This is a genomic window from Nocardia nepalensis (assembly GCF_048910785.1).
Taxonomy (GTDB): Bacteria; Actinomycetota; Actinomycetes; order Mycobacteriales; family Mycobacteriaceae; genus Nocardia; species Nocardia nepalensis.
In genome coordinates this window covers 604,613-628,411 of record NZ_JBKBET010000020.1, presented here as the reverse complement: position 1 = coordinate 628,411, position 23,799 = coordinate 604,613, and the positions used below count along the sequence as shown (strand labels likewise).

Genomic DNA, 23,799 nt, shown 5'->3' with positions numbered 1-23,799 from the left:
TTCCACCTCGGTGAACCCTCCCCGGTTCAGGAGCGTGGTTTACGCCGTTCCGGTCGCTTGGCGCCGTCGCGGTCGCGTCGCGGTCCGGCGCGGAACGGACGTCCGCCGGGCGGACCGGAATCGAGCTGCAGCTGAATGAGCTGACCGCTGATCCTGGTGCGCCGCAACGCTTCCAGGGTCTCCGAGGACAGGTCGGCCGGAAGCTCGACGAGACTGTGGTCCGGTCGGATGCTGATGTGGCCGAAGTCGCTGCGGCGCAGGCCGCCCTCGTTGGCGATGGCGCCGACGATCGCGCCGGGCACCACCCGGTGCCGCTTGCCGACGCTGATCCGGTAGGTCGCCAATTCGGCTCCGGTGGCGCGGTGCTGCGAGGGACCGCGATCCTCGCCCTCGAACCGGCGGGCGGGCCGATCCCCGCGCGGCATGCGTTCGCGCTGCGGGCGCTCGGTCGGCTCCGGCTCGGGCTCCATGAAGAAGTTGTCGCCGTCGTAGCCGCTGACCGCGAGCGCCGCCGCGATATCGACGAGCGGAATGTTGTGCTCGCGCTCGTAGTCCTCGATGAGCTTGCGGAACAACGGCAGATTCGTCGAGCTGAGGTTCTCGGTGATGGAATCGCCGAATTTGGCGACGCGCTGGGTGTTCACATCGTCGACGCTGGGCAGCTGCATTTCGGTGAGCGGATGCCGGGTGGCGCGCTCGATCGACTTGAGCAGGTGACGTTCACGCGGCGCGACGAACAGCAGGGCCTCGCCGCTGCGCCCGGCCCGGCCGGTGCGGCCGATGCGGTGCACATAGGACTCGGTGTCGTGCGGGATGTCGTAGTTGACCACATGCGAGATGCGGTCCACGTCGAGACCACGCGCGGCGACATCGGTGGCGACCAGAATGTCCAGTGCGCCGGACTTCAGCTGTCCGATGGTGCGCTCGCGCTGGTTCTGCGCGATATCGCCGTTGATCGCCGCGGCCGAGAAGCCACGCGAGCGCAGCTTTTCGGCCAGCTCCTCGGTGGCCTGCTTGGTGCGCACGAAGATGATCATCGCCTCGAACGCCTCGACCTCGAGGATCCGGGTGAGCGCGTCGAGCTTGCGCTGATGCGAGACCTGCACCCAGCGCTGGGTGATGTTGGTATTGGTCGAGGTCTTCGACTTGACCGTGATCTCGACCGGTTCGCGCAGGTACTTCTTGGAGATGCCGCGAATCGCCGAGGGCATGGTCGCGGAGAACAGCGCGACCTGCTTCTCGCGCGGGGTGTCGGCGAGGATGCGCTCGACATCCTCCTGGAACCCCATCTTCAGCATCTCGTCGGCCTCGTCGAGCACCAGATACTGCAGCTGCGACAGGTCGAGCGTGCCCTTCTCCAGGTGATCGATCACCCGGCCCGGCGTGCCGACCACGACATGCGCGCCGCGGCGCAGGCCGGAGAGTTGGACGCCATAGGCCTGGCCGCCGTAGATCGGCAGCACATGCAACCCGGGAATATGGGTGGCGTAGCGGCCGAACGCCTCGGCGACCTGGATCGCGAGTTCGCGGGTCGGGGCAAGTACGAGGGCGCGCGGAAGTTTGCCGGTCGCCTCGATGCCCATGAGGATCGGGATGGCGAACGCCGCGGTTTTGCCGGTGCCGGTCTGGGCGAGCCCGACCACATCGGCGCCGTCGAGCAGTGGCGGAATCGTCGCCGCCTGGATGGGCGAGGGCGACTCGTAGCCCACATCGGCGATGGCCGCGAGAACACGCTCATCGATGCCGAGATCGGCGAAGGTCGGGCCGTCATTGTCCCTGTCGTTGTCGCCAGGAACGCTGTCGACCTGATTGGTACTCATTGACCAGGAGTTTACTGCCTCGCAGTGGTCGTCCCGGCCACCGGGCCAATACGGTGAGACGTATGCAACCCGAAAGCGTGTCCGCGCATCACGACCCGGCGTCGTCAGTGGTGTCCGTGGCGGTGGTCCAATTCGCGCCGGGAACCGATCCGTCCGCCAATCTCGCGGCCCTGCGCGAGCACGTTCGCACGGCATCCGAACGGGGTGCGAAGGTGGTGGTCGCGCCCGAATACTCGATGTTTGCCGTCACCCGGCTCGACGAGCGGGTCGTGGCCGTCGCCGAAGCGCTGACCGGCCCGTTCGTCACCGGTCTCGGTGAAATCGCGCGCGAATTCGGGGTGTATCTGGTTGCCGGAATGGTCGAACAGGTGGCGCCGGGGGCCGGTCGAATCCGCAACACACTGGTCGCGCTGGGACCCGATGCGAGTCTGGTGGCGAAGTATCGGAAGGTGCATCTCTACGACGCGTTCGGACATCTGGAATCCGATGTCGTCGAGGCGGGGGCGATCGAGATCCCGGCCACATTCACGGTCCAGACTGTGACATTCGGCATGCAGACCTGTTTCGATCTCCGCTTTCCGGAAGGCTGTCGTCGCGTCGCGGCGGCGGGTGCGCAGGTACTGGTGCTGCCCGCGCAGTGGATTCCGGGTCCGGCGAAGGTGGATCAGTGGACGACGCTGCTGCGCGCCCGCGCCATCGAGAACACCGTGTATGTGGCCGCCGCCGATCAGTGCGCGCCGCGCGGCGCGGGCGCCTCGATGATCATCGATCCGACCGGCGCGGTGCTCGCCGAACTCGGCGACGAACCCGGCGTGCTCACCGCGGGCATCGACCTAGATCAGCTCGCCGCGGTCCGCCGTACCAACCCCAGCCTGGCATTACGTCGATTCGCGATCACCGAGCGGGTTCCGGAGTAGCGTCAATTGGGATGATCTACTCCGATCGGACGGCGGCCGGTCGCGCGCTGGGTTTGGAACTCGGCCACCTGCGTGCGGCGCAACCGCTGGTGCTCGGACTGCCCCGCGGCGGGGTCCCGGTGGCGGCCGCGGTGCGCGAAGTGATCGGCGGTGATCTCGACATCCTGTTGGTCCGCAAGCTCGGTGTGCCATGGCAGCCGGAGCTGGCGATGGGGGCCATCGGTGAGGAGGGTGTCCGGGTGCTCAATCAGGATGTGTTGTCGCACACCGGGATAACGCCGAAGCAGATAGCCCACATCGAGGATGCGGAACGTGACGAACTCGAGCGCCGCCGCGAGGTGTGGCGCGGTGACGCCAAGCCGATCCCGATCGCGGGCCGCACCACGGTGATCGTGGACGACGGCATGGCGACCGGGGCGACGGTGGTCGTCGCCTGCCGGGTCGCGCAGCTGCACCAGCCGTCGCGGATCGTGGTCGCGGTGCCGGTGTCCTCGGCCGAGGCATTGCGCCGAGCGGCCACCGAGGCCGATGAGGTGGTCTGCCCGTGGGTTCCGCACAGCCTCGGCGGGGTCGGCATGGCGTATCGGGATTTCCATCAGCTGGATGACGACGAGGTCACCGCGCTGCTCGCATGAGATTTCCCGCGGTTATCGGCGAACCTGCCCGAGGTCAGGATCGGACTTCGGTGATGCCCTTGCGGTGGCGTTGGGCGAGTTCGGCGTAGAAGCCCGGGTTGAGTTTGACCCAGCCTTCGGCCTGGGTGCCCTCGATGGACTTCTTCACCTCGGCGGGGGCGCCCGCGGCGAGCACGCCCGCCGGGATCTTGGCGTGCGGCGGGACCAGGGAGTGCGCGGCGATCATGGTGCCAGCACCGATTTCGGCCAGGTCCAGGACCGTGCTGCCGTTGCCGACAATGGCCTCCGCGCCGACCGACGCGCCGTGGAAGACGACGCTGTGGGCTATGGTCGCACCGGGGCCGATCTCCATCGGCACATCCGGCGGCACGTGCAGGACCGCGTTGTCCTGGATGTTGGCGCGTTCCCGAATGGTGATCGGCGCCAGGTCCGCACGCAACACCGCGCCGTACCAGATGGACGCGCCTGCCTCGACCCGCACGTCACCGATCAGGGTCGCGGTCGGTGCGATGAACGCCGTCGGATCGACCTGCGGCCGTTTGCCTTCGAATTCGTAAAGTGGCACGAAGCAGTATTCTCGTCGCGCCTCCGGCGCGGAGCGTTCGCGGCCCCCGATGTCTCGCGGCTGACCCTTTCGAGCGACCTGCAAGCAGTCGCTAGCGGCCCCTTTCGAGCGACCTGCAAGCAGTCGCTAGCGGCCCCTTTCGAGCGACCTGCAAGCAGTCGCTAGCGGCACGGCCCAGACTCGCGCCTGCGGCGCATGCGCTTCGGCCGCTCGGACGCGAGACGGGCCGCAAACGTCGCTCGTAAGACTCGCTCCGTGCGGGGTGATCGGTGCTTGTACGGCAGCGGTTTCACCAGCGCTCGGCGAAGTCGAGGGTGCGTTCGGCCGCGGTGACCATCGGGCGCAACACCGCGGTGAACCGTTGTGCGGTGACCGGCATGATGTCGACATCGACGCCGGTGCGCACGGAGTATCTGCCGTCGCCGACCACGTCGATCCAGCACAACACCCCGAACGGATGCAGCTCGCCGTCGGGCCGCCGCACCGAAACCACGATCTGGCCGATGCCGTCGCGAGATTGCCGCAGTAGCTTGCGAATTCGCGTCGGCGTCGCGGGTCCGGCCACCGGCACGGTGACCAGATCCCGGCTGTCCTCGTTGACCCGGGCCAGCGGCGCGGTCAGCTGTGCCATGGTGCCGGGCGTGTTCTCGGGCAGCACCGATATCACCCGCGCGGACAGGTTTTTCACCCGATCGACGAACAGCCGGATATCGCCGCCGCGGTCCGCGGTCGTTCCTGGGCGCTGTGCCGCGACCACCGCGATATCCCCGGCGATCGCACCGAGCACGCGCACCGGGCGCGACTGCGCCGCGATACCGGGCTCGGGGGCGGACGCGGGACCGGTCTGTTCGACCAGACCCGTCTGCTCGATCGTGCCGTCTGGCTCGGCCGCGCCGTTGGCTCCCGACGCGGGCTCTATCGCATCGCGCTGCCCGAAGACCTCGATGCGCACGGTGGGCCGGGCCAGCACCCGCAGCGCCCCCTCCAGGTCCGCGTCGAGAGTCTGCTCGCACCAACGGTTCAGGGCGGGGAGTTGGGCGGCGCGTTCGGCGGTATCGCGAGCCGAGAGTCGGACGGCGAGGGGATAGGGGATGCGGTCGCCGTCGGTGCGAGCCCAGGCCATGGCGAACTGGTCCGGGGTCAGCGTCCAGTTCACTCCAGTTCGGTCCATTCGCCGACGACCGGTGGTGTCGTCGGATCCATATCGCCGATCAGCTCACCGCCGTCGTCGGCCGGTTCCAGGAAGGTCAGATCGTCGTCGAAGAAGTGGTAATCGTCGTCGTAGTCTTCCTCGTCGCGGGCCTGTGCGCGGGCGGCTGCCGCACTGGTGCTCAGACCGGAGCGCGGGGTGTCGCCCGCGACCATCGCACCGCCCATCAGTCCGCCGACCGCGCCGGCGCCGGCGCCGTTGATCGCGTCGCTGCTGGCATCGCGTTTGCGCTCGTCGCGTTTGCGTTCGTCGTCCGAGGTGGAGTTGCCCGCGCCGGGGACCGTCGGTGCTATCACCGGGGCGGCCGCGGCGGTGACCACCGGTGCGCCGGTGCCGGGTCGAACGGCGAGATCCGGTGCGGCGGTCGGCGTGGTGGCCGCCGGGGTGGTTGCCGCGGGGGAATCCGCTATCGGCGCAACCGGTTTGGCTGCGGCGGGGGTGGTGTCTACGGCGGCCGCCGGGGTGATGGTGGTCGGCGTCGTCGCGGGTTGGGTCGTCGCCGCGGCGGGCTCGACGGTGGTCGGCGGTGTGATCGTCACCGATGCGCTCGCCGGAACCGTTGGGGTGGTGAGGGTTTGCGTTCCGGTATCGGGGCCGGTCGCCGCGGGAATCTGCGCTGCGGGCGTGGTGTCGGGCGTCTGTGCGGTATCGCCGGTGACCGCATCGGGGAAGGCGGGGATTCCGGATCCGGTCGGAATGAAAACCTTTGTGTAGATGCTGTCCATCGCCTGCACCACATCCTGGCGGGTGCCCTCGGCGGACTTCTGGGTGGCGGTGTTGTCGGTGGCCCGTGCCGGATCCAGCAGTGCGCCAGCGAGATCCGGTGCGGCGCCGGACGGGGCGACCACGGCCCCGCGCAGTGCCTCGGCGGCATCGCCTGCCTGGCCGAGCCGCTGGCCGACCGCGGCCATCACATCCGCGAGTTGCTGTCCGTGTCTTTCGAATTCGCGCACCGCGTCGGCCGCGGACTGCGCCGCCCCGCCGCGCCAGCCGTCGGCGATCGCGGCGCGGATTTCGGTATGCGCCTGTTCGACGGCGGTGGCGAGGCCGGTCGAGCTGCCCTGCCAGGCCTGCTGGCCACCCGTGAGGACGACCGGATTCATCAGCTGCACGCCGTCATGGATCTGCTGATGCGACAGGTTGTCGAAGATCTCGACGGTCCGCGTGTAGTCGGGGTCGACGTACCGGATGGGGGTCTTCTCACCGGTGTGCGGCATCTTACGCATGCGCGGCTCCCGCCACCTCGACCTGACCGACCGCCGCCGCGAGATCCTCATCGGCCCGGGTGTACGCCGCACCCGCCGCGCGGAAGGTCTGCGCGAGTGCCCTTGCGGCGTCGGCGTATTCGCGCAACCGGGTCATCGCGCCATCGGCCTTGTCCTCGAAGCCGCGCCGCAATGCCGCACCCGAATCGAATCCGCCGAAGCCGGGCAGCGAAGCGGCCCCGCTCAATGCGGCTATCTGGGCCTCGACCTCATCGGCGAGTTGTTCGTAGCGCTTGGCGCACTGCTCGTGCGCGCCCTCGGCGACAAGTACGCCATCGATCCAGAGCTGGCCATCGTCGATCGCTTGATTCAGCGCAGTCACATCCGACATCTCGCCGCCCCCTTCCTCGTCGTGCTGCCCGCGCAGCCGTGATCAACTCACCGATGTCGTGCCAACCCCACGACGACAGCCTGCATCCAGTCCGCGATGTCGGCAGCGACCCGCGCGCGCACCGGCTCGTGCAACAGGTCGTGCCCGGCGTCGGCGTACTCCCGCAAACTTACCCAATCGTGGCGCCGAGTCCAGACTTTCATCGCATCGATCGGCGCCCGTCGGTCCTCGACACCGTGCACGGCGAGGATCGGCAGGGTGCTCGGCAACGGCGTGCCGGGTGCGCCGGGCGCGCCGCCGCCGAGCGCGCGCTTGGGCACGCCGGATAGGACCAGCCCGACCAGCTCGCTCGGCGGCAGACTCGGTTCGCGTGGGTACTTCGTCTCCAGCCCGCTCAGGTCGTCGGCCGCGCTGGCGCGATCCGGCACCGCCGCGCCCAGGATGCCGAGGGCGGTGACCGCGCCGAGCGAGTGACCCATCAGGATCAAAGGGGTGTCCGGTAGTTCCGCGCGGACCAGCTCGATCAGCCGCATCGCGTCGGCCACCAGTTCCACCAGTGTGCCGGGATGGTCCGGATCGCCCTCGCTCAACCCGTGTCCCGAGGTGTCCAGCGCCCACACCTCGATGCCGAGGGCCTTCGGTGTCCGGGCGAAGCGGTGGTAATGGCCGCTGTGCTGCCCCATTCCGGGGAGCAACACCACCACCGCGGTCCTGTTCTCGACCGGCCATCGCCGATAGTGCATTCGGCCGCGAGCACCGTCGAAGAAGGGCATCCGTGGATACTGCCAAATCTTCGGCGATCCAGTCGAGTTGACGCACGACTTGCGTGCGTCGAATAAGTGGCAAGGTGGCTAGACTGCCGGGCGAGGCAAGGTCGGCCAGGAGAGTCGAGGTTCGCGTTGAGAAAGCTCCATCGTCCGGGCGCACGAGCGTGGTCGGTTGCTGCCGTGCTGGCCTTGAGCTGCGCCGGTCTCGGCGCGACAGATGCCATGGCCGAATCGGATGCCGTGGCCCGGCCCGGCACGGTCGCGGGATGCGCGCCCGCTCAGGCCGCGACCGCTGTGCCCGCCGGTCTGCCGGTGCTCGACTGGTCGGAGAACGTCGGATACGACGCGCAGGGCAATCTGTGGGTGTCGCGGCTGTACCGCAATGAGGTTCAGCGCTACGACAGCGCGGGACGGTTGACCGCGACGGTGCCGGTCGAATTTCCGGGCGCGGTTCGGCTCGGGCCGGACGGACTGCTCTATGTCGTTTACGGCGATTCACCGACGAGCGTGCTGCGTCCCGGTGGGGTGGTGCGTTTCGATCCCGATAATCCCCAGCCAACGGTATTCGCCTCCGGGTTCACCATGCCCAACGGCGCCGCCTTCGACGCGAAGGGCGATCTGTACGTCGCTTCGAGTGGTGGTGTGATCCGGATCCGTCCGGACGGCAGCGTCGATGCGGACTGGACGGCGCGCGCGAAGTTCTCCGGCGCCAATGGCATTGTGGTGCGGGATAACTCGATCTACCTCAGCATGAACGGCAATCCGCTCGGCCGCATCGCGCGCTTCCCGGTCGACGATCCGACCAGCGTGACGGTGATCGCCGATTTGTCGGTCTCCCCCGGGATTGCGGACTTCGCCGACGATCTGCTCATCGACGATGCGGGCGTGCTGTACGTGACGACGCTGACCGGCCAGCTCGTCCGGGTCGATCCGAGCACGAATTCCGCATGCGCCGTGCTGACCGGCCAACCGCTGACATCGGTGGTCGCCGTGCCCGGCCGATCCGAGGAGTTCCTCGCCGGTACCGAGGGCGGCGCGATCCTGCGGATTCGATTGTCGCACTGAGCGAATGGGTCACCGGACGGGTGTCCACGGTGGCGCGGGATTCTCCGCGCCCGGTCCCGGCCGCACCTCGACGTCATGCGGCCGCAACTCCTCGCCGCAGCATTCGCACACCACTTTGGCGTGGGTGACCTTGCCGCAGGTGTGATGCACCAATTCCGTCGGCGTGCCATTGATCAGGCCGGTGTGCTTCTCGCCCCACGCCAAGATCGCCGCGATGACCGGATACAGGTCGATGCCGGCCGGGGTCAGGCGGTATTCGTGCAGCGTGCGCGACGGCCCGGAGGCGTATTCGCGGCGCTCCAAGATGCCGTAGTCGACTAGTCGGTTCAGCCGCTCGGTCAGGATATTGCGCGCGATGCCGGTCTTGCGCTGATAGTCCTCGAAGGTGCGGGCGCGGAAGTAGGCGGCACGCAGGATCGCGATCACCCAGCGCTCGCCGAGTACGGCCCCGGAGCGCTCGATCGCGCAGTTACTCGCCAGCAGATCGTCGTGTTTCATCGATTCCACGATAGCCGTTGCAATTCGCAACTACGTCGCCTAGGTTCTAGTTGCATGTTGCAACGACGCGCCTGGGCGCTCCTGGCCATCTGCGGGAGCGCGTTCCTCGCCTTCTTGGACACCTCGATCGTGAACGTGAGCTTTCCGGATATCGCGGCGTCCTTCCCGCAGGCCTCGCGCGCGCAGCTGAGCTGGGTGCTCGACGCGTACTTCATCGCCATGGCGGCACTGCTCGTCCCGGCCGGTGGACTCGCCGACCGGCTCGGCCACAAGCGCCTGCTGCTCTGGGGCACCGGCCTTTTCGTGCTCACCTCGATTGCCTGCGCGGCGGCGCCGAACTGGCAGCTACTCGTCGGCGCTCGGTCGTTGCAGGGGGTGGCCGCGGCGATCATCGCGCCGGTCTCGCTGGCCCTGCTGCTGCCCGAATTCCCCAACGAGCGCCGCGCGGCGGCGGTCGGCATCTGGGGTGCGGCGGCGGCGCTGGCCGCGGGGACCGGCCCGCCGCTGGGCGGATTTCTCATCGATATCGCGGACTGGCGCTGGATCTTCCTGATCAATATTCCGGTCGGGCTGCTGATCATCGCGGCGGGCCGGGCGGGGCTGCGAGAAAGCGAGGAGGACAACGCAACCGGACTGCCCGACCTATTCGGCGCGGCATTGTCCGCCGCCGGACTCGGACTCCTGGCACTTGCGATCATTCAGGGCGGCAGCTGGGGCTGGGTCAGCCTCGACACCATCGCATGCTTCGCCGCGGCGGCCGTGCTGATCGCTTGGCTGGTGCGCCGCTGCCTGGTGCACCAGCAGCCGGTGGTCGAGCCCGCCCTGATGCGCATCCCGAGCTTCGCCATCGGCAATCTCGGCACCCTGCTGTTCGCCATGGCCTTCTTCTCGATGATCCTCGGCAATGTCCTCTTTCTCACGGGCGTATGGCAATACAGCATCCTGAAGGCGGGCTTGGCCGTGTTGCCCGGACCGCTGCTGACCACCGTGGTCGCCATCCCCGCGGGCCGCATCGCCGACCGCTTCGGCCATCGCATGGTGATCATCCCCGGCACCATCGTCTACGCCATCGGACTGCTGGTGCTGCGCGGTAGTGGCGCCGATCCCGACTTCCTCACCACCTGGCTGCCCGGCCAATCCCTGGTCGGCATCGGTATCGGGTTGGCCTTCCCGGCCCTCGGCGCGGCCTCGGTCGCGGATGTTCCCGCGGATCGCTATGGTTCGGCCAGCGCCGTCGGGGCCGCCTTCCGCCAGTTCGGCGCGGTACTGGGCACGGCGCTGCTGATCGCCATTATCGGCACACCCACCACATTGCATGCCGCGCTGGACGCCTCCGACCGAGCCTTCTTCCTCGGCATCGCGGCCGCGCTCGCCGCCGGACTCGTCGCGCTGGCGCTGCGCCCGGTTCGCGCGACGGTCGATATTCCGGTCGCCGCCGAGGCGGTCGCCGCGAGTCCAACCGTCACAGCCGAGCCGATGATGCCATGATCACGCGCAACGAAACACTCGCCACCGCAACGGCATCCATACTGCGGGCCGTTCGCGCGATCGTGCGCACCACGCAAGCGCTGGCGCCCTCCGGCCGCCGTCGACTCATCCTGGAACTGCACGTGGCCGTCAGCCGCGCCCTATCCGACCTGGCTCTGGACACCCCGGACGACTTCCCGGCAGCCCGCGCCCGCGACCCGGAAATCCCTTGGGAGCTTTGGCATTACGTGTCAGCCGACCCCTGGGGGTGATCAGTCCTCGACGAGATCGGCGGGCGCGGCCTGCCGCCACGAGTCCAGCAGGATGTCGCGCAGTTCGGTGCTGTCCTCGATGGCGGACAGGCGAGCCCGAACCCAGGACGAGGATGCCTCGTGCGGCGGGACCCAGAATTTGTGCGGTTCGGCGGCGATGAGTTCTTCGCGGTCGTGTTTGGGGCAGCGGACCGCGAACGAGGTTTGATCGTCGGGGATGGTGACGAACATTTTGCCTGCCACGTCGAAGGTGGGGTGATGCCAGCGTTCCTTCTCCACGGTCTTGGGAAAGGACAACGCGATGCGGCGCACGTCGTCAGCGTCTAGCACGGTTCGGGCCTCCGGTTCGGAAATCGGACTTCTATCGTGCAACACCGTGGTGGTGGATGATTCCGCTAGGTGACGGCCTCGGTGATGCGGGTCGCGATCGCGCGCAGCCGGTCCACCAGCACCGGCGGTTCGTGAACCCGGAAGTCCGCGCCGAGATCGATGAGGCGGTACGCCAGCCAGGTCGGGTCGTCGTCGCGGATGACGTCCAGTAGGCAGGAATCGTCGTCGATGGCGGCGATATCGCCGGGCGAATCGCCCAGGCGGCCCGCGACCCGACCGATCGGGGCCTGGATCGTCACGCGGACGCGGAAAGATGGGGTGTACCAATTGGTTCGGCGGCCCGCGACATAGGCGGCCGGGTCGGCGGCGGGCAGCGATCGCGGGGTGCAGCGGGCACCGGTGGGCTGGGGCCGTTCGATGCGGTCGACGCGGAAGATGCGCCAGTCGTCGCGATCCACATCGTGGCCGACGAGATACCAGCGGCGACGGGATGGGACGAGGCCGACCGGTTCGACGTGGCGGCGGGTTTCGGCGCCGGATTCGCCGCGATACCCGAAACGCACACGCTCCCGGTTGGTTACGGCCGCGGCCAACGCGGTCAGCACCTCCGGATCGACGGCGGGTCCATCGTCGGTGTGCGGCACCAGGGCGGTGCCGAGCACACGCACCCGGCGGCGCAACTTCGCGGGCAGCACCTGTTCGAGTTTGGCGAGCGCACGGACCGAGGCATCCTCGATGCCCGTGATGGCCGATCCGGCGGCGGCGCGCAGCCCGACCGCGATGGCGACCGCCTCCTCGTCGTCGACCAGCAGCGGTGGCATCGCGGCGCCCGCCACCAGCCGATAGCCGCCGCTGGCGCCCATTGTCGCCTCGACCGGATAGCCGAGTTCGCGCAGGCGGTCGATATCGCGGCGCACGGTGCGATCGGTGACGCCGAGGCGGTCGGCGAGTTCACTGCCGGGCCATTCGCGTGGCGTCTGCAGCAGTGAGAGCAGGCGCAGCAGGCGGGCGGGGGTGTCGTTCATGATTTTCAGGATTCTAGACAAGTAGGACACAGATGGTCCTAGATGGCTTCTAGTGTCGCTTCTGTACCGAGCACAGCTGAGGAGACATACCGATGAATGACATCCGCCCCTTCCGCATCGACATTCCGCAGGCCGACGTCGACGATCTGATTGACCGGCTGGCCCGCACCCGCTGGTCGGCACAGCTGCCGGGCAAGGGCTGGGAGCGCGGCGTGCCGGTCGAGTATCTGAAGGAACTGGCCGAGTACTGGCGCACCGGATACGACTGGCGGGCACAGGAGGCGGCGCTGAACGAGTTCCCGCAGTTCATCACCGAAATCGAAAGCCTGGACGTGCATTTCCTGCATGTGCGTTCGCCCGAACCGGATGCGCTGCCGCTGATCCTGACCCACGGCTGGCCGAACTCGTTCGTCGAATTCACCAAAACCATTGGTCTGCTGGCCGATCCGCGCGCGCATGGACTCGATCCGGCGCAGGCGTTCCACGTCGTCGTCCCATCGGTGCCCGGTTTCGGGTTCTCGGAAGGGCCGAAGGACACCGGCATGACCGTGCGTCGCGTGGCCGAGATGTGGGTCGAGCTGATGGACCGGCTGGGCTATGACCGCTACGGCGTTCAAGGCGGCGATCTCGGGGCCTATGTCGTGCCCGAAATGGCCCGCGTCGCCCCTGATCGTGTGGTCGGTGTGCACATCGACGGCGGCATCGGCATGCCGACCGAGGCCGATGTGCCGACCATGACGCCGGACGAACGCGCCGAATGGGATCGGATGCAGGGTTGGATGAGCGGCGGCGTCAACCACCACACGCTATTGCGCGCCGCGCCACAGACTTTCGCGCACGCCTGGACCGATTCCCCGGTCGGCCTGCTCGCCTGGCTGATGCAGAAATTTCATGAATTCACGCCCATGGCCGAGCTCGCCGAGGATGTCATGGACCGCGACCACCTGCTGACCAATATCAGCCTGTACTGGTTCACCGATACCGCGGGCACGTCGTCCTGGCCGATGTACGACGGTCTCGGTGACGGCGGATTCGTCTGGCCCACCGGGCAAAAGCTGGTGCCGACCGGCGTCTACGCGGGCGGCTCCGCACTCATGCTGCGACTCGCCGAGCGCGACAACATCATTGCGCACTGGCCCGAGGGCAATACCGGAAACCATTTCGTATCGATGGAACTGCCGGATATGCACGTCGCCGATATCCGCGCGTTCTTCGGCAAGGTGCGCTGAGCGCTCAGCCGATCCGGTGCGCGATCTCGCCCGGCGCCACGGCCCCCGGGGCAGCGGGGGTCTGGCCGGCCGCAGGGGCCGCCTGCGGCTTATCGGCCGCGGTGGCCGGGGCTGGTGCGGGCGCAGGAGCGCCGGCCTCGGGCGCCGGGGGCGGCGGCGCGACCACCGGACGATCCGGCACGAAGAACATCCCGACCGTCGGCGTCATCACGCAGTGCGCGAACGGGTAGTCGATCATGCCCCACATCGAGGCGATGACCGTGCCGGGACCGCTGGCCACGGTCTTCGACAGCGTCGGCAGACCGTATTCGGTCCGGTCGTCGAGGGTGCTGAGGCCGCTCGCGCCGGTATTGACATTCAGCCAGGCCACCACCAGACCGGAGGACAGCGGCGAGCCCGAATGCGCGGGTGTCGCGCTGAAGCGCAGGGTGCCGGGCAGCGGGTCGACGGCGCCGTTGGGGTTGGCGCCATCGGTGGAGGCGGCGGCGATGATCGTGGTGACCGGGCCGATGCTGCCGCAGCCGAAGGTCGGCGCGGCATAGGCGAACGGAGTGAAAGCGGCTGAGACATTGCGCAATTCGGCGATATCGACCAGCTTGGTGAACTGGTTGAGCGCGCCGACGCCCGCCTGTGCGGCCGGATCGGGTCCGGCGGCGGTGGTGAGTTGTTCGAGTCCGGCGTCGACCGGGGAGGGCTCGGCGGCCGCCGTGCCGGTGAGCGTCAGAACCGCACCGATGCCGAGAGATGTCAGTGCCGCGGCGGCGCGTGCGATGGATCTGCCGTTCACTCGTTCTCCTCGATACCGAACACGGGGATAGCCCCGACCCACGTGCAGCAACGTACCAGGTCGCCGGTCATGCCGCCCAGAGAGTCGCGAGCAACCGCAGGCCCCGCGCGCGACACGGCGACGGCGCATACCCGACCCGACGCTGTGACCCACTCGACAGGGCGAGATTACCGGGGGGTAGGTTTGACCCGGACGTACGAGACACACCGGGAGATGTGTATGAAACTAAGTCTGACGCCGGACGAGGTGAGCTTCCGCGACGAACTGCGGAACTTCTACCGCACCGAGATCCCCGCCGACATCCGTGACCGCGTCAAATACGGCCATGAGCTGTCCCGCGAGGACATCGTCACCACCCACAAAATCCTCAACGACCACGGTCTGGCCGTGCCGAACTGGCCGGTCGAGTGGGGTGGCAAGGACTGGACGCCGATCCAGCGCCACATCTGGCAGGACGAGATGCAGCTGGCCTCGGTGCCCGAGCCGCTGACGTTCAACGCCCAGATGGTCGGCCCGGTGATCGCGCAATTCGGCTCGCAGGAGATCAAGGAACGCTTCCTGCCGCCGACGGCCGCACTGGATATCTGGTGGTGCCAGGGCTTCTCCGAACCCGACGCCGGATCCGACCTGGCCTCGCTGCGCACCACCGCGGTACGCGACGGTGACTCCTACATCGTCAACGGCCAGAAGATCTGGACCACGCTCGGTCAGTACGCGGACTGGATCTTCTGCCTGGTCCGCACCGATCCGACCGCGAAGAAGCAGGCGGGCATCTCCTTCCTGCTGTTCGACGTGAAGTCTCCCGGTGTCACGATCCGCCCGATCAAGCTCATCGACGGCGGCTATGAGGTCAACGAGGTCTTCTTCGAGAATGTCCGGGTGCCCGCCGACCAGCTGGTCGGCGAGGAGAACCAGGGCTGGACCTACGCCAAGTTCCTGCTCGGCAACGAGCGCACCGGCATCACCGGTGTCGGCCGCACCAAGGTCAAGCTCGGTGTCGCCAAGGAGTACGCGCGCCAGACCAAGTCGGGGGCTGGCACGCTGCTCGAGGATCCGCTGTTCGCCGCCCGGTTCGCCGAACTGGAGAACGAACTGCTCGCGCTGGAACTCACCCAGCTGCGCGTGGTCTCGAACTCCTCGGACGGCAAGCCGAATCCGGCCTCGTCGGTGCTCAAGCTGCGCGGTTCCGAACTGCAGCAGGCCGCGACCGAGCTACTGCTCGATATCGCGGGCCAGGACGCACTGCCGGTCGGCGCCGATGACATCGCCTCGCCCGGTTGGGCGCAGCGCAGCGGCCCCAGCTATCTGAATTACCGCAAGACCACCATCTACGGAGGCTCCAGCGAGGTGCAGCGCACCATCATCGCCTCCACGATCCTCGGATTGTGAGGCGCAGCCATGGATTTCGAACTCACCGATGAACAGGCCATGCTGCGCGACACCGTTCGCGACCTGCTGGGCCGCAACTACGATCCCGAGACCCGCCTGAAGGTCACCGACACCGAACTCGGCTGGAGCCGCGATGTCTGGAACCAGCTGGCCGAACTCGGCGTGCTCGGCCTGAGTTTCACCGAGGAGGACGGCGGCGTCGACGCCGGTCCGGTGGAGACGATGGTCGTGCTGGAGGAGATCGGGCGTCGGCTGGCGCCCGAGCCGCTGCTGGACGCGGTGCTGGTGCCGGGGGGTCTGGTCGCCCGGGTCGGCAGTGCCGAACAGCGGCAGCGGATTCTGCCCGAGGTCGCCGGCGGCACCAAGCTGCTGGCATTCGCGCATACCGAGCCCGGTGTGCGCTGGCCGTCCACCGAACTCGCGACCACCGCTGTGCAGGAGGGGGATTCGTGGGTGCTGACGGGACTGAAGAATCCGGTTCCGCATGGTGACAGCGCCGATGAGCTGGTGGTCAGCGCGGTGCTGCCGAGCGGCGGCATCGGACTGTTCCTGGTCGGCCCCGATGCCGCCGGAGTACAGCGCAAGTCGTATCGGACGGTCGACGGTCAGCGTGCCGCGCAGCTCGAATTCGACAAGGCCCCAGGCGAATTGCTCGGTGACAATATCGATGCCGCCGAGGCCGTGCGGGAGACCATCGGACATGCCCAGGCCGGGCTGTGCGCGGAGTCCATCGGTGCGATGGAGGAGGCGCTGCGGCTGACGACGGAATACCTGAAGACGCGCAAGCAGTTCGGCGTCACGCTGTCGAAGTTCCAGACGCTGACCCAGCGGGCGGCGAATATGTACGTCTCGCTGGAACTGGCGCGCAGCATGAGCCTCTACGCGAACGCGTCGCTGGCCGACGGCGCCAACGATCCGGTAATCGCCTCGCGGGCGCGACTGCAGGTGGGTCGCTCGGCTCGGCATATCGGCCAGGAGGCGATCCAGATGCACGGCGGTATCGGTGTCACCGCGGAATACCCGGTGAGCCACTACGTCGCCCGGCTCACCGCGATCGAGCGCACGCTCGGCGGTGGGCTGGAGCATCTGCGGGTGCTCAGTGACCGGGTCGGTGACTACGACCTGCCGGAGCTGTAGGGCGCGGTAGATACGAACGGCGGCGTGTGCGATTGCATGCGCCGCCGTTTGCTATTCGTCGTCGCCGTACGGGCGGCGTGTCGTGGTCGGCGACTCGTCGCTCGGCTCGGCGGTGGTCGGACGCGGCCGGGTGGTCGGCGTCGACTCGATCTCGGTGGTGGCGACCGGCGGCGGCCCGAATGACGGGGTGGCGGACAGTGTGGAGGTCTGCGGACCGTGGGTCGTGGACTCCGGCGAGGTCGAGGGATCGGTGAAGCCGACCGGCTTGCGCGGCGGTCCGGGGGGAGCGACCTTCCAGCTGGGCGATGGTGGGATGACCACCTTCGGTACCGCCGAGGTGGTGGTTCCGTAGCGCACGGCCGGGACCGGGTCGTTGGCGGACTTGATCGGTGGCGGTGCGACGTAGGTATCGTGCTTGCCGAGCCCGCAGGCGCCGATAAGCACGAGCCCGAGAGAGACCGCGCCCACGGCGATCGCCGGACCTGCGATCTTGGCCCTGCTGCTCTCCATCGGTGACACTCCTCGTAGTTCGAGTGGGGCTCACAATAATCGAGGCCGGTCGGCCCGGCCAGGTGAGAACACGCTGGGCACGCGCGATGCCAGCGCATATTTAAACATCGGTAGTCCAGATATCGAATTGGTCTCTTCGGCGTGTCGCGGGCACGTGTCGTAGTCGAACCACGTGCCGTGGCCGTAGCGTGTTGTGATCAAAGTTACGCGTGAGACGCCAGTACCTAGATGAGAGACGCGCGGTGCAATTCGCGCGACGGCAATACTCTGATCGGCGTCATCGAGGAGTTGATGATGGGAGCTTACTCGACAACTCCGTTGCGAGCCTCCGCCACGACCGCCGAGTCGGCGGCCACGGAAACCTCGCAGCAAGTCGTGTCGAACCCGCCGGTGCGCACCCTGTCCGCAACCCTGTTGCGGATAACGGCCTGGCTGATTTTCATCGGCGGCATCGCCGGAGCAGTGCTCGGCATCGCCGGACTACATGTCGAAATCACCGTTGCCGGACTGATTCTGGCGTGCACCGCCGGATTGGTCCTGCTCAAGCTGCGCGCCGACGGGGCCGGCCGGACCAACTGAATCGCGCGTCGCCGCGACACGGCGGCGCGGGAAAATTGCGAGCGCGCAGGGCCTTCGGGCTCTAGCGTGATTCGGATGAGGATCGAGATCACCGCCGATGCCGCGCGGTACCGGTCGGTCACCTTGGCCTTCCTGCTGCGTGATCCGTTGCGGCACACGGTGATCACCACGGGCGTCGCCAACCACCTGACCGGCATGCAGGCCGACGCCGAGCTGTCGCGATTCCTGTCGGTGCACGATGACGACGCGACGGTGATCGGCGCCGCCATGCGCGCGGCCGGACGCGGGATATATCTCGGCGAGCTGCCCGCGGGAAGTGTTGCGGCCGTTGCCGATGCCATGGCCGAGGTCGCGCCGGGTGTGAACGGTGTCGAGGGAGCGATCGACGACGCCACCGAATTCGCCGGGCACTGGGGGAAGCGGCACGGCGTGGATTTCGTGGAGGTGTACTCGACCCGCCTCTACCGGCTCGCGACACTGGATTTCCCCGATGTCGCCGGATCGCCGCGCCGCGCAACCGAATCCGATGTGGCGCTCTGTGTCGGCTGGACCGAGGCGATGCGCCTGGAGGCCGGTATGCCGCCACCGAGCCTGACCGCCATCGCCATCCGGAACCGGATAGCGACCGGACGCTGGTGGCTCTGGGAACGCGACGGCCGCCCCGTCTCCCTTGCCGCGCACCAGGTTCCGGTCTTCGGCTGGTCCCGGATCGGCCCGGTCTACACCCCGCCCGAGCAACGCGGCCACGGCTACGCCAGCATCCTCACCGCCCATGTGGCGCGCACTCTGCGCTGGAAAGGCCTGAACGTCTGCCTGTTCGCCGATATCGCCAACCCCACCTCGAACAAGATCTACCGCGCCATCGGTTTCGAACCCGTCCGAGATTTCCGGCACTACCAGTTCACCCCGGCCATAACCCTTCGGTGATCGCTGGTCGAACCTTTTGCGCTTCTTCAGGTTTCGACAAGATCAACGCTGAAGTCTGTGGCCATGACAAATTTCGCCGCACGGTCCAGCACACTTCTCGTTAGATGCGGCATCGTCGCCGCCGCCACCTCGCAGACCGGATAGCTATGTGCGACATAGCCACTGCGTGTGCGGCGCCCGTCAGGGGGCGGGCGTGATGACCCACTCGAAGGCGGAGGCTTCGGAGCGGGCGCCTTCGGCGGTGCGGGAGCGGTTGGGTTCGGCGAGTTCGGCCAGTAGGTCCTCGGTGAGGTCCACCATTGCGGCCAGGACCGGTGGGGTGAACCAGGCGGGGCGGGTGGCGAAGAGGATGTCCTCGGTGGCGGTGTTGCCGCTGGCGCCGGGGGCGAAGGGGCAGCCGCCGAGGCCGCCGAGCGAGCCGTCGACCATGGTGGCACCGGCTCGCAGGGCGGCGAGGGTATTGGCGACGCCCATGCCCCAGGTGTCGTGACCATGGAAGACGATGCGGCGCTGCGGGGTTCGATCGCGCACGGCCGAGATCAGTGCGGACACCTGGGCCGGGTGGGCTTGGCCGAGGGTGTCGGCGATGACGATATCGGCGGCGCCTTCGGTGCGCGGGTCGTTGGCGATGGCCAGCACTCGCTCCGGGTCGACGGGGCCGTCGAAGGGACAGGTGAAGCTGGTGGCGAGGCAGAGTTGGATCTCGCCGCCGGTCTCGTGGGCCAGGCGGACGGCGTCCGGCATGACGGCGACGCTGTCCTCGGTGCTGCGGCCGATATTGGCCTTATTGTGCGCATCCGAGACGGAGAAGCAGTACTGGAAGTTGCGCACGCCCGCGGCGGCGGCCTTCTCGATATGGCGTGGCGTGGCCACCCAGACCCAGCAGTGTTGCAGCTCTTCGGGAGTCAGCGCGTCGATCAACTCCATGGTGTTGGCCATCGGCGGCACCAGATCGGCGCGGGCCATCGAGCCGATCTCCAGCGCGGGCACGCCGAGGGCGAGCAGGCGGCGGACGATGTCCACCTTGCGCTCGACCGGCAGCACCTTTCCGGTCAGCTGCAATCCGTCGCGCAGCGTCACATCGCGCAGCATCACTCCTCCTCCCGTGCATCCCGGACCGGCGGCGCCTGACGCACATGCGGCGGGACACACATCACGCCGCCGCAAGGCTTCTCGTTACTCGCCGGGGTCGGGTGCACCGTCGGCCGGATATGGCCGGGCCCATGCAATTCGCGTGCGTTGCGTCCCGGCGGTCGACGCCTGCCGTATACCCGTCGCGTCATGCGGCCTCCACTCCGTTGATACCGGCGCGCATCACGCCTCCAGCCCGTCGATATCGGCCGCGCTCATGCCGAGCAACTCCGAGAGCACCTCGCGAGTGTGCTCACCCAGATCCGGGCCGACATTGCGGATGGGCAGGGATTGTTCGCCGATCACCGGCACGATGCCGGGGAAGCCGACCGTCTTCGGTTGCGGCGCACCGACATCCACCGGAAAGGGCTGAATCATATTGCGCGCCTTGTACTGTTCGTCGGCGACGATATCGGCGGCGGTGTAGATGGGGCCGCAGGGGATGGCCGCGGCCTCCAGCAGTTTCAGCGCCTCGTCCCGGGTGTGCCGCACGGACCATTCGGCAATGCACGCGTCGAGTCGTTCGCGATTGCGCCAGCGCCCGGCATTGTCCTGCAGCTCCGGATCGACGGCCAGGTCGGGACGGCCGATCACCTCCATATAGCGCTGGAAGATGGCATCCCCGTTGCCGCCGATAATGATGCTCGCGCCGTCACTGGTCGGGTAGGCATTGCTCGGCGCGATGCCCTCCATCCGCCCACCCACCCGCTCACGATTGATGCCGTACGCGAGATAGTCGGGGACGAGCGATTCCATCACCGACAGAATCGCCTCGTTCAACGCCACGTCGATAATGCGTTCCCCCAGCGGAATCGACGCGGTCGTGCGTTCGCGCTGGAACAGCGCCATCACCGTCCCGAAGGCCGCGTAGATGCCCGCGATCGAATCACCGATGGACACACCCACCCGCACCGGCGGCCGATCCGGATCGCCGACGAGTTCGCGCAGACCGCCGACGGCCTCCGCGACCGCGGCGAAACCGGGCCGCGCGGCCAGCGGTCCGGTCTGGCCGTAGGCGGAGATCCGGGTGATCACCAGATCCGGATTGACCTCGTTGAGCACCTCGGGGCCGAGGCCCCACTTCTCGAGCATGCCCGGCCGGAAATTCTCCAGCAGCACGTCACAGTGCCGCAGCAGGTCCAGGACGATGCCCCGGCCCGCCTCGGTGCGTAGATCCAGCGTGATCGACTTCTTGTTGCGGTTGATGGTGCGGTACAGCATCGAGGTATCGCCGCCGTAGAGCCGCCAGTTGCGCAGCTCGTCTCCGGCCTTCGGCCGCTCCACCTTGATCACCTCGGCACCGAAATCGCCGAGGATGCGACCAGCGGTCGGCGCGGCGATGTAATTGCCGAGTTCCAGGACGCGAACCCCGTCCAGCGGGCTGATACTCATGGGATCAGTCTGTACTATCGGGCCGCTACCGACTGCTTGCAGGTGGCTCGAAAGGGCCGGTAGCGATTGCTTGCAGGTCGCTCGAAAGGGTCCGCCCGGCAACAGACCGACCTCGCACTCGGCCGCAGCCCGGTTGGCAGCCGCACGGCCCCTCAACTGCCGCAGCACAATCGGAGGCACCACGGCTGCCGTGCGGTCGCCGTCACAACGCGAGCGGCGAAACTTCCTCGATGATCGAGTAGTGCTCGGCATTGCCGTGACGCACCGTGCTCTCGGCGCCGTCGACACCGACCGGGATATCGCCGGCGAGGGTGATCCGGGTCAGCTTTCGGGGCTGGCCGTCGTAGTCGTCGACCGCGTAGTGCTGGGTGGCGCGGTTGTCCCAGATGGCGACGTCACCGGGCTGCCAGTTCCAGCGGGTGGTGTTCTCCAGCCGGGTCACCCGGTCCTGGAACAGGCGGAACAGGGCCTGGGACTCGCTGGTGGAGACGCCGACGAAATGCTTGACGAAGTGCCCGACCAGCAGCGCGCGCTCCCCGGTCTCCGGGTGCACCCGCACCACCGGATGCTCGGTCTCGTAGAAATCGGACTGGAACTCGGCGCGGTAGGCGTCGGTGTTCGGGGTGCTCCGGTCGACATTGGTGGCGGCGTAGTCGTAGATATTGGTATGCACCACGCGCAGGTTCTCGGCCAGGCGCTTGAGCGGTTCGGGCAGCGACTCGTAGGCGGCGACGGTGGAGGCCCAGGTGGTCGATCCGCCATAGGACGGCAAGGTGACCGCGCGCAGGATGGAGGCCTTCGGGATCCGGTCGACGAAGGTGACGTCGGTGTGCCAGCTATTGGCGCGGCCGTACTGGGAGTCGATGGCCAGGCTCTTGACACCGTGCGAGGTAACCGTCGGGTGCGGGGTGGTCGGCGTACCGAGCAGCTGCGCGAACTCATACTGCCCGTCCTCGGTCAAATGGTCCTGACCACGGAAGAAGATGACCTTGTTCTCGAGCAGCGCGCGCCTGATCACCTCAACAGTGGCCGCGTCCACATCACCGCCGAGCCGCACGTTATCCACCCGAGCCCCGATGCGCGCGCCGAGCTTGGTCACCGTGGCGGTTGCGTAGTCGACCGTCATAGGTACCACCTTCGCTGGTTTGAAATCCGCTGATACGCCCCCGAGCACACCACCCACCCGCCCACCCCAACCAGCATTTCCGTCGCCCTGATCCCAACACCCCACCCCCGAGCCCGTCGACCGCAGTCAAATAGCCGCTCCCCACCCCCCGAACCACCTTTGACTACCCTCGCCGGCACCTCAGCCCCTGGGCCCGGGTGCGTCGGTCGAGAGGAGTCGAATGGCGGCTCCCCGCTGCGCCCATTCACTACCACCATTCGACTCGCCTCGAAACGCTCGAGAACGCAACCACAGCCAGTCGACCGAGCTGGAAGCCACGGGCCTGCCCACCCGACTGCGGAAGGTAAGTCGGGTACGGCACACGACGCGCCCAGCACTGCAACGGCAAAACCACGGAACGCCAAACCATCCGGGGTCCGGCACCCCGAGAAGTCGGTGCAGAACAACAGGACCTACCGCAGCCCACCCAACCCGAACGCCACCACCCACCCCCCTCAGTTGGACGTGTGATCACGTGGAATCTGTGGCGGCATCGCCCGAGAAGCCCCCGCCACCAGTGCCACCTGATCTTGATCGCCCACTTGTAGTGCTGGCCTCGGCAGGGGAGGGGAGGGTTAGCTGATGTGTTCTCGGAGGTAGGCCAGGTCGTCGGCGACGCCCTCGGCGGGGGTCTCCAGAACCACTGGGGCGTCCGCGGTGCGGCATACCTCCGCGAGCAGTTGTGGGTCGATCGTCCCGTCGGCGAAGTTGGCGTGTCTGTCCGCGCCCGAATTGAACTCGTCGCGGGAGGAATTCAGGTGCACGAGGTCGATGCGGCCGGTGATGGCCTTGATCCGCTCGACGACGCCGACGAGATCCTCACCGCCCGCCCAGGCGTGGCAGGTGTCCAGGCAGAAGCCGGCGCCGAAATCGCCGACCGCGTCCCAGAGCCGGGCGATCGAATCGAAATGCCGTGCCATGGCGTGGTTGCCGCCCGCGGTGTTCTCGATCAGGATCGGCACCGCGAAGCCGCCCTTCTCCTGCTGACGTTCGAACAGCTTGCGCCAGTTGTCGATTCCGGTGTCCAGCTCGGCGTCGGAGCGGACATGCCCGCCGTGCACGACCAAGCCGAACGCGCCGAGATCGGCGGCGGCCTTCGCCTGCTGCGCGACCGCGTTGCGCGAGGGCATGCGCAGGCGGTTGTTCAGGCTGGCCACATTGATCTGATAGGACGAGTGCACCACCACATCGATCGGACTGGCGAGGATCTCCTCGGTCCGCGGATGCGGGGTCGGCTTATCCCAGCTCTGCGGGTCGACGACGAACAGCTGGATGACATCGGCGCCGAGTTTTTCACCGAAGCCGATCGGATCGCTGTCGAGCCGGACGTGTGCTCCAATGCGCATGGGGCCGAGCCTATCGACTACCACCGACAGCGTCTGCGAC

General features: G+C 67.7%; 25 protein-coding genes. 10 read left to right on the top strand and 15 right to left on the bottom strand.

The annotated features are described in order from the left end of the window. Positions 1–26 precede the first annotated feature (26 nt). Positions 27–1,820 (bottom strand): DEAD/DEAH box helicase, encoded by a 1,794-nt coding sequence (locus ACHQ4I_RS14080; protein WP_420772151.1) that lies wholly within the window; start codon positions 1,818–1,820, stop codon positions 27–29. A 62-nt stretch (positions 1,821–1,882) separates the two neighbouring features. On the opposite strand from ACHQ4I_RS14080, the gene ACHQ4I_RS14075 reads away from it, so the two are divergent. Both ACHQ4I_RS14075 and ACHQ4I_RS14070 read left to right on the top strand, forming a co-directional pair. Continuing rightward, complete coding sequence (locus tag ACHQ4I_RS14075; protein ID WP_420772150.1) at positions 1,883–2,737, top strand: carbon-nitrogen hydrolase family protein; 855 nt, start codon at positions 1,883–1,885, stop codon at positions 2,735–2,737. Positions 2,738–2,748: 11 nt separating this feature from the next. After that, the gene (locus ACHQ4I_RS14070) at positions 2,749–3,372 is read left to right on the top strand and encodes a phosphoribosyltransferase (protein ID WP_420772149.1); all 624 of its coding nucleotides are present in this window, start codon (positions 2,749–2,751) and stop codon (positions 3,370–3,372) included. A 34-nt stretch (positions 3,373–3,406) separates the two neighbouring features. On the opposite strand, the gene ACHQ4I_RS14065 is transcribed toward ACHQ4I_RS14070, so the two are convergent. From ACHQ4I_RS14065 to ACHQ4I_RS14045, 5 genes are all read right to left on the bottom strand, one after another. Next, entirely contained in the window at positions 3,407–3,937 is a 531-nt protein-coding gene (locus ACHQ4I_RS14065; RefSeq protein WP_420772148.1) for a gamma carbonic anhydrase family protein, read from the bottom strand. A 289-nt stretch (positions 3,938–4,226) separates the two neighbouring features. Further along, positions 4,227–5,108: an ESX secretion-associated protein EspG gene (locus ACHQ4I_RS14060; protein ID WP_420772147.1), complete on the bottom strand. Its 882-nt coding sequence runs from the start codon at positions 5,106–5,108 to the stop codon at positions 4,227–4,229. Next, positions 5,090–6,373 carry a WXG100 family type VII secretion target gene (locus tag ACHQ4I_RS14055; RefSeq protein WP_420772146.1) on the bottom strand — a complete coding sequence of 428 codons (1,284 nt, stop codon included), beginning with the start codon at positions 6,371–6,373 and terminating at the stop codon, positions 5,090–5,092. Before ACHQ4I_RS14055 ends, ACHQ4I_RS14060 begins: the two co-directional genes overlap by 19 nt. Beyond that, on the bottom strand, positions 6,366–6,743 hold the full coding sequence (locus ACHQ4I_RS14050; protein ID WP_420772145.1) for a hypothetical protein: 378 nt from the start codon (positions 6,741–6,743) through the stop codon (positions 6,366–6,368). Before ACHQ4I_RS14050 ends, ACHQ4I_RS14055 begins: the two co-directional genes overlap by 8 nt. A 47-nt stretch (positions 6,744–6,790) precedes the next feature. Further along, positions 6,791–7,516 carry an alpha/beta hydrolase gene (locus ACHQ4I_RS14045; protein WP_420772144.1) on the bottom strand — a complete coding sequence of 242 codons (726 nt, stop codon included), beginning with the start codon at positions 7,514–7,516 and terminating at the stop codon, positions 6,791–6,793. Positions 7,517–7,642: 126 nt separating this feature from the next. Here ACHQ4I_RS14045 and ACHQ4I_RS14040 point away from each other — a divergent pair, with 126 nt between their 5' ends. Next, positions 7,643–8,575, top strand: a complete 933-nt coding sequence (locus ACHQ4I_RS14040) for an SMP-30/gluconolactonase/LRE family protein (RefSeq protein ID WP_420772143.1) — start codon at positions 7,643–7,645, stop codon at positions 8,573–8,575. Between the two features lie 9 nt (positions 8,576–8,584). Here ACHQ4I_RS14040 and ACHQ4I_RS14035 read toward each other — a convergent pair whose 3' ends face one another. Then, positions 8,585–9,073, bottom strand: coding sequence for a winged helix-turn-helix transcriptional regulator (locus ACHQ4I_RS14035; protein WP_420772142.1), 489 nt, complete (start codon positions 9,071–9,073; stop codon positions 8,585–8,587). Positions 9,074–9,127: 54 nt separating this feature from the next. On the opposite strand from ACHQ4I_RS14035, the gene ACHQ4I_RS14030 reads away from it, so the two are divergent. Further along, on the top strand, positions 9,128–10,561 hold the full coding sequence (locus ACHQ4I_RS14030) for an MFS transporter (protein WP_420772141.1): 1,434 nt from the start codon (positions 9,128–9,130) through the stop codon (positions 10,559–10,561). Beyond that, a complete protein-coding gene (locus ACHQ4I_RS14025; RefSeq protein ID WP_420772140.1) occupies positions 10,558–10,812 on the top strand; it encodes a hypothetical protein in 255 nt (84 codons plus the stop codon). Before ACHQ4I_RS14030 ends, ACHQ4I_RS14025 begins: the two co-directional genes overlap by 4 nt. Here ACHQ4I_RS14025 and ACHQ4I_RS14020 read toward each other — a convergent pair whose 3' ends face one another. Both ACHQ4I_RS14020 and ACHQ4I_RS14015 read right to left on the bottom strand, forming a co-directional pair. Next, positions 10,813–11,142 carry an MmcQ/YjbR family DNA-binding protein gene (locus ACHQ4I_RS14020; protein ID WP_420772139.1) on the bottom strand — a complete coding sequence of 110 codons (330 nt, stop codon included), beginning with the start codon at positions 11,140–11,142 and terminating at the stop codon, positions 10,813–10,815. Between the two features lie 65 nt (positions 11,143–11,207). Next, positions 11,208–12,167 carry a helix-turn-helix transcriptional regulator gene (locus ACHQ4I_RS14015; protein ID WP_420772138.1) on the bottom strand — a complete coding sequence of 320 codons (960 nt, stop codon included), beginning with the start codon at positions 12,165–12,167 and terminating at the stop codon, positions 11,208–11,210. 92 nt (positions 12,168–12,259) lie between these two features. Here ACHQ4I_RS14015 and ACHQ4I_RS14010 point away from each other — a divergent pair, with 92 nt between their 5' ends. Continuing rightward, positions 12,260–13,396 carry an epoxide hydrolase family protein gene (locus ACHQ4I_RS14010; RefSeq protein ID WP_420772137.1) on the top strand — a complete coding sequence of 379 codons (1,137 nt, stop codon included), beginning with the start codon at positions 12,260–12,262 and terminating at the stop codon, positions 13,394–13,396. A 4-nt stretch (positions 13,397–13,400) separates the two neighbouring features. Here the strand turns inward: ACHQ4I_RS14010 and ACHQ4I_RS14005 are convergent, their stop codons facing one another. Beyond that, a complete protein-coding gene (locus tag ACHQ4I_RS14005; RefSeq protein ID WP_420772136.1) occupies positions 13,401–14,183 on the bottom strand; it encodes a hypothetical protein in 783 nt (260 codons plus the stop codon). Between the two features lie 219 nt (positions 14,184–14,402). Here ACHQ4I_RS14005 and ACHQ4I_RS14000 point away from each other — a divergent pair, with 219 nt between their 5' ends. Together ACHQ4I_RS14000 and ACHQ4I_RS13995 are read left to right on the top strand one after the other, a co-directional pair. After that, a complete protein-coding gene (locus ACHQ4I_RS14000) occupies positions 14,403–15,572 on the top strand; it encodes an acyl-CoA dehydrogenase family protein (protein ID WP_420772135.1) in 1,170 nt (389 codons plus the stop codon). Positions 15,573–15,581: 9 nt separating this feature from the next. Further along, entirely contained in the window at positions 15,582–16,709 is a 1,128-nt protein-coding gene (locus ACHQ4I_RS13995; RefSeq protein WP_420772134.1) for an acyl-CoA dehydrogenase family protein, read from the top strand. 51 nt (positions 16,710–16,760) lie between these two features. Here ACHQ4I_RS13995 and ACHQ4I_RS13990 read toward each other — a convergent pair whose 3' ends face one another. Further along, complete coding sequence (locus ACHQ4I_RS13990) at positions 16,761–17,219, bottom strand: hypothetical protein (RefSeq protein ID WP_420772133.1); 459 nt, start codon at positions 17,217–17,219, stop codon at positions 16,761–16,763. Between the two features lie 228 nt (positions 17,220–17,447). On the opposite strand from ACHQ4I_RS13990, the gene ACHQ4I_RS13985 reads away from it, so the two are divergent. Continuing rightward, a complete protein-coding gene (locus ACHQ4I_RS13985; RefSeq protein WP_420772132.1) occupies positions 17,448–17,798 on the top strand; it encodes a hypothetical protein in 351 nt (116 codons plus the stop codon). Positions 17,799–17,873: 75 nt separating this feature from the next. Continuing rightward, entirely contained in the window at positions 17,874–18,725 is an 852-nt protein-coding gene (locus ACHQ4I_RS13980) for a GNAT family N-acetyltransferase (protein ID WP_420772131.1), read from the top strand. Between the two features lie 180 nt (positions 18,726–18,905). On the opposite strand, the gene ACHQ4I_RS13975 is transcribed toward ACHQ4I_RS13980, so the two are convergent. The 4 genes from ACHQ4I_RS13975 to ACHQ4I_RS13960 all read right to left on the bottom strand — a co-directional run bounded on the left by ACHQ4I_RS13975 (position 18,906) and on the right by ACHQ4I_RS13960 (position 23,759). Next, positions 18,906–19,817 carry a hydroxymethylglutaryl-CoA lyase gene (locus ACHQ4I_RS13975; RefSeq protein WP_420772130.1) on the bottom strand — a complete coding sequence of 304 codons (912 nt, stop codon included), beginning with the start codon at positions 19,815–19,817 and terminating at the stop codon, positions 18,906–18,908. A gap of 222 nt (positions 19,818–20,039) precedes the next feature. Next, positions 20,040–21,248, bottom strand: a complete 1,209-nt coding sequence (locus ACHQ4I_RS13970; protein ID WP_420772129.1) for a CaiB/BaiF CoA transferase family protein — start codon at positions 21,246–21,248, stop codon at positions 20,040–20,042. A gap of 202 nt (positions 21,249–21,450) precedes the next feature. Further along, on the bottom strand, positions 21,451–22,374 hold the full coding sequence (locus ACHQ4I_RS13965; protein ID WP_420772128.1) for a TauD/TfdA dioxygenase family protein: 924 nt from the start codon (positions 22,372–22,374) through the stop codon (positions 21,451–21,453). A 614-nt stretch (positions 22,375–22,988) separates the two neighbouring features. Further along, positions 22,989–23,759: a deoxyribonuclease IV gene (locus ACHQ4I_RS13960; RefSeq protein WP_420772127.1), complete on the bottom strand. Its 771-nt coding sequence runs from the start codon at positions 23,757–23,759 to the stop codon at positions 22,989–22,991. Positions 23,760–23,799 lie beyond the last annotated feature (40 nt).

Excerpts from the sequence above, each read along its gene's own strand:
- ACHQ4I_RS14080 (WP_420772151.1), bottom strand. The coding sequence starts at position 1,820 with ATGAGTACCAATCAGGTCGACAGCGTTCCTGGCGACAACGACAGGGAC.
- ACHQ4I_RS14075 (WP_420772150.1), top strand. The coding sequence starts at position 1,883 with ATGCAACCCGAAAGCGTGTCCGCGCATCACGACCCGGCGTCGTCAGTG.
- ACHQ4I_RS14070 (WP_420772149.1), top strand. The coding sequence starts at position 2,749 with ATGATCTACTCCGATCGGACGGCGGCCGGTCGCGCGCTGGGTTTGGAA.
- ACHQ4I_RS14060 (WP_420772147.1), bottom strand. The coding sequence starts at position 5,108 with ATGGACCGAACTGGAGTGAACTGGACGCTGACCCCGGACCAGTTCGCC.
- ACHQ4I_RS14055 (WP_420772146.1), bottom strand. The coding sequence starts at position 6,373 with ATGCGTAAGATGCCGCACACCGGTGAGAAGACCCCCATCCGGTACGTC.
- ACHQ4I_RS14050 (WP_420772145.1), bottom strand. The coding sequence starts at position 6,743 with ATGTCGGATGTGACTGCGCTGAATCAAGCGATCGACGATGGCCAGCTC.
- ACHQ4I_RS14045 (WP_420772144.1), bottom strand. The coding sequence starts at position 7,516 with ATGCCCTTCTTCGACGGTGCTCGCGGCCGAATGCACTATCGGCGATGG.
- ACHQ4I_RS14035 (WP_420772142.1), bottom strand. The coding sequence starts at position 9,073 with ATGAAACACGACGATCTGCTGGCGAGTAACTGCGCGATCGAGCGCTCC.
- ACHQ4I_RS14030 (WP_420772141.1), top strand. The coding sequence starts at position 9,128 with ATGTTGCAACGACGCGCCTGGGCGCTCCTGGCCATCTGCGGGAGCGCG.
- ACHQ4I_RS14025 (WP_420772140.1), top strand. The coding sequence starts at position 10,558 with ATGATCACGCGCAACGAAACACTCGCCACCGCAACGGCATCCATACTG.
- ACHQ4I_RS14015 (WP_420772138.1), bottom strand. The coding sequence starts at position 12,167 with ATGAACGACACCCCCGCCCGCCTGCTGCGCCTGCTCTCACTGCTGCAG.
- ACHQ4I_RS14010 (WP_420772137.1), top strand. The coding sequence starts at position 12,260 with ATGAATGACATCCGCCCCTTCCGCATCGACATTCCGCAGGCCGACGTC.
- ACHQ4I_RS14000 (WP_420772135.1), top strand. The coding sequence starts at position 14,403 with ATGAAACTAAGTCTGACGCCGGACGAGGTGAGCTTCCGCGACGAACTG.
- ACHQ4I_RS13995 (WP_420772134.1), top strand. The coding sequence starts at position 15,582 with ATGGATTTCGAACTCACCGATGAACAGGCCATGCTGCGCGACACCGTT.
- ACHQ4I_RS13990 (WP_420772133.1), bottom strand. The coding sequence starts at position 17,219 with ATGGAGAGCAGCAGGGCCAAGATCGCAGGTCCGGCGATCGCCGTGGGC.
- ACHQ4I_RS13985 (WP_420772132.1), top strand. The coding sequence starts at position 17,448 with ATGAGAGACGCGCGGTGCAATTCGCGCGACGGCAATACTCTGATCGGC.
- ACHQ4I_RS13980 (WP_420772131.1), top strand. The coding sequence starts at position 17,874 with ATGAGGATCGAGATCACCGCCGATGCCGCGCGGTACCGGTCGGTCACC.
- ACHQ4I_RS13975 (WP_420772130.1), bottom strand. The coding sequence starts at position 19,817 with ATGCTGCGCGATGTGACGCTGCGCGACGGATTGCAGCTGACCGGAAAG.
- ACHQ4I_RS13970 (WP_420772129.1), bottom strand. The coding sequence starts at position 21,248 with ATGAGTATCAGCCCGCTGGACGGGGTTCGCGTCCTGGAACTCGGCAAT.
- ACHQ4I_RS13965 (WP_420772128.1), bottom strand. The coding sequence starts at position 22,374 with ATGACGGTCGACTACGCAACCGCCACGGTGACCAAGCTCGGCGCGCGC.
- ACHQ4I_RS13960 (WP_420772127.1), bottom strand. The coding sequence starts at position 23,759 with ATGCGCATTGGAGCACACGTCCGGCTCGACAGCGATCCGATCGGCTTC.